At 72.4% G+C, this 10,354-nt stretch carries 11 protein-coding genes and 1 pseudogene; 1 reads left to right on the top strand and 11 read right to left on the bottom strand.

Annotation, left to right across the window (positions count from 1 at the left end; translation table 11 throughout):
* Positions 1 to 44 precede the first annotated feature (44 nt).
* From lgt to hisI, 11 genes and pseudogenes are all read right to left on the bottom strand, one after another.
* On the bottom strand, positions 45 to 1,157 hold the full coding sequence (gene lgt / locus ACWGDE_RS30925; RefSeq protein ID WP_453392333.1) for a prolipoprotein diacylglyceryl transferase: 1,113 nt from the start codon (positions 1,155 to 1,157) through the stop codon (positions 45 to 47).
* Positions 1,158 to 1,454: 297 nt separating this feature from the next.
* Positions 1,455 to 2,240: pseudogene (locus tag ACWGDE_RS30920) on the bottom strand (DsbA family protein); the annotation flags it as partial.
* Positions 2,241 to 2,362: 122 nt separating this feature from the next.
* Complete coding sequence (gene trpA / locus ACWGDE_RS30915) at positions 2,363 to 3,175, bottom strand: tryptophan synthase subunit alpha (protein ID WP_453392332.1); 813 nt, start codon at positions 3,173 to 3,175, stop codon at positions 2,363 to 2,365.
* Positions 3,172 to 4,428 (bottom strand): tryptophan synthase subunit beta, encoded by a 1,257-nt coding sequence (gene trpB / locus ACWGDE_RS30910; protein WP_453392331.1) that lies wholly within the window; start codon positions 4,426 to 4,428, stop codon positions 3,172 to 3,174. The genes trpA and trpB overlap by 4 nt, the downstream gene beginning before the upstream one ends.
* A 195-nt stretch (positions 4,429 to 4,623) precedes the next feature.
* Positions 4,624 to 4,833 carry a tryptophan biosynthesis modulator TrpM gene (gene trpM, locus ACWGDE_RS30905; RefSeq protein ID WP_453392330.1) on the bottom strand — a complete coding sequence of 70 codons (210 nt, stop codon included), beginning with the start codon at positions 4,831 to 4,833 and terminating at the stop codon, positions 4,624 to 4,626.
* Positions 4,834 to 4,841: 8 nt separating this feature from the next.
* Positions 4,842 to 5,651: an indole-3-glycerol phosphate synthase TrpC gene (gene trpC, locus ACWGDE_RS30900; protein ID WP_214949762.1), complete on the bottom strand. Its 810-nt coding sequence runs from the start codon at positions 5,649 to 5,651 to the stop codon at positions 4,842 to 4,844.
* Between the two features lie 162 nt (positions 5,652 to 5,813).
* Positions 5,814 to 6,323, bottom strand: a complete 510-nt coding sequence (locus ACWGDE_RS30895) for a DUF2752 domain-containing protein (RefSeq protein WP_453392329.1) — start codon at positions 6,321 to 6,323, stop codon at positions 5,814 to 5,816.
* 73 nt (positions 6,324 to 6,396) lie between these two features.
* On the bottom strand, positions 6,397 to 6,648 hold the full coding sequence (locus ACWGDE_RS30890; RefSeq protein WP_453392328.1) for an HGxxPAAW family protein: 252 nt from the start codon (positions 6,646 to 6,648) through the stop codon (positions 6,397 to 6,399).
* Between the two features lie 149 nt (positions 6,649 to 6,797).
* Positions 6,798 to 7,478: a TIGR02234 family membrane protein gene (locus ACWGDE_RS30885; protein WP_453392327.1), complete on the bottom strand. Its 681-nt coding sequence runs from the start codon at positions 7,476 to 7,478 to the stop codon at positions 6,798 to 6,800.
* Positions 7,479 to 7,492: 14 nt separating this feature from the next.
* Complete coding sequence (locus ACWGDE_RS30880; protein ID WP_453392326.1) at positions 7,493 to 8,983, bottom strand: anthranilate synthase component I; 1,491 nt, start codon at positions 8,981 to 8,983, stop codon at positions 7,493 to 7,495.
* Positions 8,973 to 9,395: a phosphoribosyl-AMP cyclohydrolase gene (gene hisI, locus ACWGDE_RS30875; protein ID WP_453392325.1), complete on the bottom strand. Its 423-nt coding sequence runs from the start codon at positions 9,393 to 9,395 to the stop codon at positions 8,973 to 8,975. Before hisI ends, ACWGDE_RS30880 begins: the two co-directional genes overlap by 11 nt.
* Positions 9,396 to 9,479: 84 nt before the next feature.
* Here hisI and ACWGDE_RS30870 point away from each other — a divergent pair, with 84 nt between their 5' ends.
* Positions 9,480 to 10,112 (top strand): TIGR03085 family metal-binding protein, encoded by a 633-nt coding sequence (locus ACWGDE_RS30870; RefSeq protein WP_453392324.1) that lies wholly within the window; start codon positions 9,480 to 9,482, stop codon positions 10,110 to 10,112.
* Positions 10,113 to 10,354 lie beyond the last annotated feature (242 nt).

The raw sequence follows: 10,354 nt of genomic DNA, 5'->3' as shown, positions 1-10,354 counted from the left end.
CCGCGCGGATGCGCGGCGCCCCTCCCGTTCGACCGGCGGTGCGGTCAGAGCTTCTTGGCCTCGGCGGTCCCGGCCTTGTCCTTGCCGCCCTCGTCCGCCGCCTCGGCGTCCTCGACCGCGGCGTCGTTCGCCCCGTCGCCCGCCACGGCCTCGACGGAGTCCTCGGACTTCAGGTCGCCGGACTCGGCAGCGCCGGACTTCGCGTCCTCGACCCCCGTGTCCTCGGACTTCACCTCGTCGGACTTCACGTCCTTGGACTTGGCGTCACCGGACTCGGCAGCGCCGGACTTCGCGTCCGCAGCCCCGGCCGGGCCGTCCCCGTCCTCGGCGCCGGCCACGGCGTCAGCGTCCGGCTCCACGATCTCCTCGCGCCCCGGCCGCAGCTTCGCCGAGAGCACCAGGTAGACCACGGCCAGCACGAAGACCACGATCGAGGTCCACACGTTGAGCCGCAGGCCCAGGACGTGGTGGGCCTCGTCGACCCGCATGTACTCGATCCAGCCGCGCCCGACGCAGTACGCCGCGACGTACAGCGCGAACGCCCGCCCGTGTCCGAGCTTGAAGCGGCGGTCGGCCCAGATCACCAGCAGGGCGACGCCGACGCACCAGAGCGACTCGTAGAGGAAGGTCGGGTGGTAGGTACCCGCGACCCGGTTCGGGCCGTCGGTGATCTCCACCGCCCACGGCAGGTCGGTGGCGCGGCCGTACAGCTCCTGGTTGAACCAGTTGCCCCAGCGCCCGCAGGCCTGGGCCAGCGCGATGCCGGGGGCCAGGGCGTCCGCCCAGGCCGGCAGCGGGATCCCGCGCCGGCGGCAGCCGATCCAGGCACCGACCGCGCCCAGCGCGATCGCGCCCCAGATGCCGAGGCCGCCCTCCCAGATCTTGAAGGCGTCGACCCAGTTGCGGCCCTCGACGAAGTACAGCTGGTAGTCGGTGATCACGTGGTAGAGGCGACCGCCGACCAGGCCGAACGGCACCGCCCACACGGCGATGTCCGCGACCGTGCCCGGCTTTCCGCCGCGGGCGACCCACCGCTTGTTGCCGAGCCAGACGGCGACGAAGACGCCGATGATGATGCAGAACGCGTAGCCGCGCAGCGGGATCGGTCCGAGATGGAGCACGCCCGTCGACGGACTGGGAATGAAGGCAAGGTTCATGGCAAGACCCGACGCTACCTTGCCGGACGGTGGGTACCACAACCCGTCCGGCAAGCTGCTGCCGAATCGAGACGGCCCTCAGTGGTCCATGGGCATCCCGGCGTGGTCCGGCGAACGGTCGGCCGAGCCCGTCGAACCCGTGGACGTACGGCCCGCGGAACGCGCCGAGGCGGAACCCGACGGGGAGGACGGGGAGCCCGAGCGGGCCGAGGAGGCCTTGGCCGGAACCGACGCGGAGGGCGACGGGGACGCGGAAGCGGAAGCGGAGGGGGACGCGGAGGTCTTCGCGCCGCCGGCGCCCTTGCCGGCCGCCTCCACCTTCTCCTTCAGCTTCTGCGGGGTCAGCGGATTCGCCTGGTCCCCGAAGATGTCCTTGCCGTCGAGGAGAACGGTCGGGGTCCCGCGGAACTTGCCGGCGCGGAAGGCGTCCTGCGACTTCTTCACCCAGCTGTCGTGCGTTCCGTCGTCGACGCACGTGCGGAAGGCCGGGGTGACCAGTCCGTCCACCTTGCCGGCCAGTTCCAGCAGCTTCGGGTTCTTCCCGAAGGCGTCGTTGGTCTCCTCGGGCTGGTTCTCGAAGAGCACGTCGTGGTACGCGGTGAACTTGCCGGCGTCCTGCGCGCAGGCCGCCGCGTTGGCGCTCCTGAGCGAGCCGTTGCCGCCCATGTTGCCGTCGATCAGGGTGACCAGGTGGTACTCGACCTTGAGGAGCCCCTTGCCCTCCAGCTCGTGGAGGGTGTCCCGGTAGTTGGTCTCGAAGGCCTTGCAGGCCGGGCAGCGGAAGTCCTCCCAGACGGTCAGCGTGGAGGGGGCCTCGGCCTTGCCGGTCTGGATGGCGAGCGCGTCGGTGCCGGTGGCTCCGGAGGGGGCCACCAGCGGGCCGCCCTTGGCGGACGAGCCGCCCTTGCCCGTGTTCGCCGCGATCAGGCCGACGACGGCCGCCAGACCGAGTACGCCGACCACCGCCGCCGACACGACGAGGGTCCGCCGGCGCTTGTCCTTGGCCTTCTGCCGCTCGCGCTCCAGCTGGAGTCGCTCGCGGGCCGATCGTTTCGTCGCATCGCGGTTCGCACCGTCGTTCATGTCGCTCACGTTCGGCCAAACGAAGCAGGGAGGCACTCTCGTGCCTCCCTGCCCCTACTTCCACCCGATCGGACTACAGAACCCGCTCAGGGGTCCGGCTGCCCGATCGAACGCGCGGCCCGTCAGCCCCGGCGCACGCCCTCCGCGAGCTCGCCCGCCAGCGCCCGTACGGCGGCCAGCCCGGCCGGCAGGTCCGGCGCGTCCAGCAGCAGCTTCACGAAGGCCGAGCCGACGATCACACCGTCGGCGAAGCCCGCGACCTCCTTGGCCTGGGCGGCGTTGGAGACGCCGAGGCCGACGCAGACCGGCAGATCGCTGGTGGCGCGGGTGCGGCGCACCAGGTCGGCGGCCTGGTCGCCGACCGACTCGCGGGTGCCGGTGACGCCCATGAGGGAGGCGGCGTAGACGACGCCGGAGCCGGCCGCCGTGATGGTGGCGAGGCGCTCGTCCTTGCTGCTGGGGGCCACGACGAAGACGGTCGCGAGACCGTGCTTCTCCGCGTGCTCGCGCCACAGCGCGGACTCCTGGACCGGCAGGTCGGGCAGGATGCAGCCCGCGCCGCCGGCCGCGGCGAGTTCGGCGGTGAACCGCTCGACGCCGTAGCGGTCGATCGGGTTCCAGTACGTCATGACCAGGATCGGGGCCCCGGTCGCCTCGTGCGCCTCGCGGACGGTCCGCAGCGTGTCGGCGATCTTGACGCCACCGCGCAGGGCGATGTCGTCGGCGGTCTGGATGATCGCGCCGTCCAGGACCGGGTCGCTGTGCGGGAGGCCGATCTCGACCACGTCCGCGCCGCCGGCGATGACGGCCTTGACGGCCTCGATGGCCCCGTCCACGGTCGGGAACCCGGCCGGGAGGTAGGCGACGAGGGCCGCGCGGTCCTCGGACTTCGCCTTGGCGAGGGTGGCCGAGAGGAGTTCGATGTTGCCGCTCACTTGGTCTCCCCCTCGGAGGCGTTGGTGTCGTACAGGTTGAAGTAACGGGCGGCGGTGTCCATGTCCTTGTCACCGCGGCCGGACAGGTTGACGACGAGCAGGCCGTCCTTGCCCAGCTCCTTGCCGAGGTCCAGCGCGCCGGCCAGCGCGTGCGCCGACTCGATCGCCGGGATGATGCCCTCGGTGCGCGAGAGCAGCCGCAGCGCCTGCATCGCCTGGTCGTCGGTGACCGCGCGGTACTCGGCGCGGCCCGCGTCCTTGAGGTACGAGTGCTCCGGGCCGATGCCCGGGTAGTCCAGACCGGCCGAGATCGAGTACGGCTCGGTGATCTGGCCCTCCTCGTCCTGCAGGACGTAGGAGCGGGAGCCGTGCAGGATGCCGGGCTCGCCGACGGTCAGGGTGGCCGCGTGCTCGCCGGTCTCCACGCCGTGCCCGGCGGGCTCGAAGCCGACCAGGCGGACGTCGGCGTCCGGGATGAACGCGTGGAAGAGGCCGATGGCGTTGGAGCCGCCGCCGACGCAGGCCGCGACGGCGTCGGGCAGGCGCCCGGCGCGCTCCAGGATCTGGCGGCGGGCCTCGACCCCGATGACCCGGTGGAAGTCGCGGACCATGGCCGGGAAGGGGTGGGGGCCGGCGACCGTGCCGAAGAGGTAGTGGGTGCGGTCCACGTTGGCGACCCAGTCGCGGAACGCCTCGTTGATGGCGTCCTTCAGGGTCCGGGAGCCGGACTTCACCGCGATGACCTCGGCGCCCAGCATGCGCATGCGGGCGACGTTCAGCGCCTGGCGCTGGGTGTCGATCTCGCCCATGTAGATGACGCACTCGAGGCCGAAGAGGGCGCAGGCGGTGGCGGTGGCCACGCCGTGCTGCCCGGCGCCGGTCTCGGCGATGACGCGGGTCTTGCCCATGCGCTTGGTGAGCAGCGCCTGGCCCAGCACGTTGTTGATCTTGTGCGAGCCGGTGTGGTTCAGGTCCTCGCGCTTGAGGAAGATCCGCGCGCCGCCGGCGTGCTCGGCGAACCGGGGCACCTCGGTGAGGGAGCTGGGGCGGCCCGTGTAGTTGACCATCAGGTCGTTGAGCTCGGCCGCGAAGGCCGGGTCGCCCTTGGCCTTCTCGTACTCGACGGCGACCTCGTCCACGGCGGCGACGAGCGCCTCCGGGATGAACTTGCCGCCGAAGTCGCCGAAGTAGCCCTCGGCGTTGGGGATGTGACCCTCGGGGTCCGGGATGAAGAAACTGCTGGCGCTGGACATGCCCAGGTACTCCTACGGATGCGACGCGGATGTCTTCACCGTATTGCGCCGCCCGCCCGCCACGCGCACACCCCGCTGGGGCGTGGACACGTACGGTACGGGGCGGCCCGCGCCGGAGCCGGCGGCTCGGGCGGCGGACCGCGAAGGGGACGCCGACGGACGGGGTGTACGACGTACACCGTCCGGGCGGCCTCGTTACGACGCGACTCCGGGTCGCCATCGCATGCCGTTGACCTGACCGGGCTCGGAGCCGATCACGTACCGGACCCGACGCCCGTGCACGCGCCGGGCCGGGGCACGGCAGCCGCGGGGGCGGCAGCCGCGCGCCAGGGGCGCGTGCGCCGTCGGCACTCCGGCCAGGCGGGAGCCGGGCCGGGTGCGGACGGAGGGGCGGTCGTGGGCCATGGGTGGGGTCAGCTCCGCCCGTGGCGCAGGGCGGGGTGGGCGCCGGCGGCGACGAGGTCGGCCACGGCCGCCTTCGGGTCGCGGCCGGTCACCAGGGACTCCCCGACGAGGACGGCGTCCGCGCCCTCGTTGGCGTAGGCGATGAGGTCGTGCGGCCCTCGGATGCCGGATTCGGCGACCTTGACGATGTGGGCCGGGATCTCGCCGACGATCCGCTCGAACGTGGAGCGGTCGACCTTGAGGTCCTTCAGGTTGCGGGCGTTGACGCCGATGATCTTGGCGCCCGCCGCGACCGCACGCTCGATCTCCTCCTCGTCGTGGACCTCGACGAGCGGGGTGAGGCCGATGGACTCGGCCCGCTCGATGAGGGAGACGAGGGCCTCCTGCTCCAGGGCCGCGACGATCAGCAGCACGAGGTCGGCGCCGTAGGCGCGGGCCTCCCACAGCTGGTACGCCGTGACGATGAAGTCCTTGCGCAGGATCGGGATGTCCACGCGGGCGCGGACGGCCTCCAGGTCGGCCAGCGAGCCGCCGAAACGGCGCTGCTCGGTGAGGACGGAGATGATCGCCGCACCGCCCGCCTCGTAGTCTGCGGCGAGCCCGGCCGGATCGGCGATGGCGGCCAGCGCGCCCTTTGACGGGCTGGAGCGCTTGACCTCGCAGATCACCTTGACGCTGTCGCCGCGCAGGGCAGCGACGCCGTCCTTGGCCTGGGGCGCCTTGGCGGCACGCTCCTTGAGCTCGTCGAGGCTGACGCGGGCCTGCCGTTCGGCAAGGTCTTCGCGGACCCCTTCGATGATCTCGTCGAGCACACTCACGCGAGCGGCCCCCTTCCGGGTCGATGACGGTCGGCCGCCTTGCAGACACGTACAACTGCAAGGTCAGCAGTTCAAATGGTATCCGCAGGACGCCTTGCCCTCCGCACGCGCGGGGCGGCGTCCCATGGAGTGGACATTCGGAATCCGGCCTTCACCCGCAGGTCAGGGCGCCAGGAAAGACCCTGCGGGCAGGTTCCGGACAACCGAGAAGACGAGCGCCACCGCACCGATCCCCCACCAGTACAGCGGCCTCATGACGACCTTGGGGGCCGGTCCGCCGCGACAGGCGCGAACCAGCCACAGGACCATGAAGGCGGCGAAGGCGAAGTAGCCCACGACCGCCATGGCATTTGCCCCGAAAGCTGTGACGAGATCGCCGTGGGCGAACGCGTGTGCGCTGCGCAGCCCGCCGCAGCCCGGGCACAGGGCCCCGGTCAGCCGGAACAGCGGGCAGACCGGATAGTGGCCGGGCTCGTTCGGATCCACGGTGCCCACGTACGCGAGGGCCGCTGCGGCCCCGGCCAGCGTGAGCGCCGGGGTGGCCAGGCGCCGGGCCCGGGAGACGGGCGCGGCCGCAGGACCGGCCGGGTCCGCCGCCGTCGGCACGGCGCGCTCCGCGGGCACCGGGGACGGCACCGACGGCGCGAGTTCTGGAGTACGTGAGGCGTCCACCCGCTGATTCTCTCCGCTCATGACAAAAGGCGCAGCCCGACAGGGCCGCGCCTTTCGATCCGTACGGTTCCGCTCAGACCTTCGCGACGACGCGGTTGGCGGCGATGACCTCGGCGAGGTCGGTGTGGGTGGCCTTCGGCGCACCCATGCCCGCGGCCTTCATGGCCATGCCCACGACACCGCCGAGCGCGACGACGACGAGGCCGGCCCAGAAGCCCAGCGGGTTCGCCAGCACCATGAAGGCGCCGGAGACGCAGAAACCGATGAAGGCGATGATGACACCGGTCCAGGCGGCCGGGGTGTGTCCGTGGCTAGTGCCCGCCATGAGTTGCTCCTCGTTGGTCTGGTTGCTCTGTCGCACGTCACACGTGCTGTGTCGAACGCTCGATGGTCATTGTCCCGCACCAGGTGGCAGGGGTGTTAACGGGGTCCGCCCGGCTGCCCGTCGGGGGCCGTGGCGGGTGTCCCCCGGCTCTAGAGGGTCTTGTCCCGGCCGGTCGGGTCCTCGCCCCGGTCCAGGGCCTTCCACAGGTCCTCGGGCCGGTCCGGGTCCACCACGGCCGCCTTGCGGGGACGGGGACTGCCGTCGCGCTCGTAGCGGCCGCCCATGGCGGGCCAGGCCTGGCCGAAACGCAGCGCGAGCAGCCCCGCCACCAGGATCAGCGCCGCACCGGCCGCCGTCACGTAGGGCCACGCCGTCCGGGTCAGGTCGGCCACGTGCGCGGCGGTGTCGGCCGTCGTACGGGCCGCCGCGGCGTCCAGGGCCTGGCGCCCGTCGGCGTAGGCCAGCGCGGCCGCCCCGGCGGCCAGACCGCTCAGCGCCAGCAGCCCCGACACCAGCAGCCGGCTCTTGCCGCGTACGGCGAAGACGGCCACCAGGGCGGCGAGCCCGACGATGGCCAGGGCCGCCGGCAGGCCCGTGACGGCCCGCCCGTCGGCGCTCAGCGGCAGCGAGCCGCCGCCGACGGCGGCGACGCCCCGGGCCCAGACGCGGCCGGAGGCCAGCAGGACGACGGTGGCGCCGAGCGTGCCGAGCAGCAGGGCGACGGCCACGCTGCGGCGGCCGCCGCCTCTTGCGCCGGGCTCGGGATCGGGCCCGGGGTCGGCGTCGGCTTGATCGGTTCGGGGCGGGGGTACGGCACTCACGTACCCCACTATCCCCTACCCGCTCAGACGCCGTGGAGGCGGTTCGCCGCTCCCACCGCGCGCAGCACCGCGGCGGCCTTGTTGCGGCACTCCGCGTCCTCCAGCTCGGGCACCGAGTCCGCCACGACCCCGGCGCCCGCCTGGACGTACGCCTTGCCGTCGCGCAGCAGCGCGGTGCGGATCGCGATGGCGGTGTCGGAGTCCCCCGCGAAGTCGAGGTAGCCGACGCAGCCCCCGTACAGACCGCGGCGGGTGGGCTCCAGCTCCTCGATGATCTGCATGGCGCGCGGCTTGGGCGCGCCGGACAGCGTTCCGGCCGGGAAGCAGGCGGTGAGGACGTCGAAGGCGCTCTTGCCCTCGGCGACGTGCCCGGTGACGGTCGACACGATGTGCATGACGTGGGAGTACCGCTCGATCGACATGAAGTCGACGACCTCGACGGAGCCCGGCTCGCAGACCCGTCCCAGGTCGTTGCGGCCCAGGTCGACGAGCATGAGGTGCTCGGCGCGCTCCTTGGGGTCGGCCAGCAGTTCCTCGGCCAGGTCGTGGTCCTGCTGCGGGGTGGCGCCGCGGTGCCTGGTCCCGGCGATGGGGTGGACCATGGCCCGCCCGTCCTCGACCTTGACCAGCGCCTCGGGGCTGGACCCGACCACGTCGAAGCCGTTCTCGAAGCGGAAGAGGTACATGTACGGCGAGGGGTTGGTGGCCCGCAGCACCCGGTACACGTCGAGCGCGGAGGCCTCGCAGGGGGTCTCGAACCGCTGCGAGGGCACGACCTGGAAGGCCTCGCCGGCCCGGATGCGCTCCTTGACCTCTTCGACGGCCGCCTGGTACTTCTCGCCGCCCCACAGGGCGGAGAACTCGGGCAGTTCGGAGGCGGGCAGCGGCATCGGCGTGTACGGGGCGGGCCGCGCGAGGTCGGCCTCCATCGCGTCGAGGCGGGCCACGGCGTCCGCGTAGGCCTCGTCCACGCCCGCGTCGAGGTCGTTGTGGTTGATCGCGTTGGCGATGAGCAGGACGGTGCCGTCCCAGTGGTCCAGGACCGCCAGGTCGGAGGTGAGCAGCATCGTCAGCTCGGGCAGCCGCAGGTCGTCCTCGGTGTGCTCGCCGATGCGCTCCAGGCGGCGCACGATGTCGTAGCCGAGGTAGCCGACCATGCCGCCGGTGAAGGGCGGCATGCCGGAGGCCAGGTCGCGGGGGGTGTGCAGGGCCTCCACGGTCTGCCGCAGGGCCTCCAGCGGGTCCCCGGAGGTGGGGACGCCGACGGGCGGGGTGCCGATCCAGTGGGCCTCGCCGTCCCGGACGGTCAGGGTCGAGGCGCTGCGGACGCCGACGAAGGAGTAGCGCGACCAGGAGCGGCCGTTCTCCGCCGACTCCAGCAGAAACGTCCCAGGACGTTCGGCGGCCAGCTTGCGGTAGAGCCCGACGGGCGTGTCACCGTCCGCCAGCAGCTTGCGGCTCACGGGGATGACGCGGCGGTCGGCCGCGAGCTTACGGAACGTCTCAAGATCCATGCGTGGCACCTTTACCTGTTACCTGTTCGGCTTCGGCGGTGGGGCCGGGAGTGCCGGCCAGGGGCAGAACGTCGGCATCGAAGCACGTACGGGCACCGGTGTGGCAGGCCGCCCCGACCTGGTCCACCCGAACGAGCAGGGTGTCGGCGTCGCAGTCGAGCGCGACCGACTTCACGTGCTGGAAGTGGCCGGAAGTGTCACCCTTCACCCAGTACTCCTGACGGCTGCGCGACCAGTAGGTGCAGCGGCCGGTGGTCAGGGTGCGGTGCAGGGCCTCGTCGTCCATCCAGCCGAGCATGAGCACCTCACCGGTGTCGTACTGCTGGGCGATGGCCGGGACCAGACCGTCCGCGGAGCGCTTGAGGCGGGCGGCGATGGCGGGATCGAGGGAGGACGTACTCATGCACGCCATTGTGCCGCGCCCGCAGGACGATCAAGGCTCCCTGTCCGCCTGATGAGCAGGCACGGGACGGGTTCCAGCCGTAGGCTGGCCGCCATGTCTACCCATGCGAAGCGTGAACGACTGCTGCTGGCCGACCTGTTGGAGTCGGCCGGCCCGGAGGCACCGACGCTGTGCGAAGGCTGGCGGACGCGGGAGCTCGCCGCTCATGTGGTGGTCCGGGAGCGCCGCCCGGACGCGGCGGGCGGGCTGCTGCTGAACGTGCTGAAGACCCGCCTGGACAAGGCGATGGAGGAGTACGGGGCCAAGCCGTACGAGGAGCTCATCCAGCTGATCCGCACGGGTCCGCCGAAGATGTCGCTCTACTCGGTGAAGCAGATCGACGAGGTGACGAACGCGGTGGAGTTCTACGTCCACGCGGAGGACGTGCGCCGCGCCCAGCCGGACTGGTCCCCGCGGACCCTCGACCCGGTCTTCTCCGACTCCCTGTGGTCCCGCCTGGAGAAACTGGCCCGCCTGACGGGCCGCCGCTCCCCGGTCGGCCTGGTCCTGCGCCGCCCCAACGGCCAGACGGCGGTGGCCCACAAGGGTGCGCCGGTGGTGACGGTGACGGGCGAACCGGGTGAGCTCACGCTGTTCTGCTTCGGCCGGCAGGCCTCGGCGTCGGTGGAACTGGACGGCCCGAAGGAGGCCATCGCGAAGCTCACGATGGCGCAGCTGGGCATTTAGTTCCTCCCGGCCCCGCCTGCCCTCCCGGTCCCCGGCTGTGCTCCCCGGCTGCGCGCCACTGCACCGGTACTCCGTCCGCCGCGGCCCGGCCAGGGACGCTGCCACCGACGACCCGGGGCGGGTGCGGGTGTACGGCCCTGCGGGGCGTCCCCTACCCGCCCTTCGCCCGTTCCCCGGAGCTCCGCCCCGGCCCCGCGGTCGCGCACGGCACCGCTGCCCCGCGCCTCAAACGCCGGCGGGGC

This window comes from Streptomyces sp. NPDC054956, assembly GCF_053609185.1.
The sequence above is the reverse complement of the archived record's forward strand: the minus strand, read 5'-3'. Positions and strand labels throughout refer to the sequence as shown.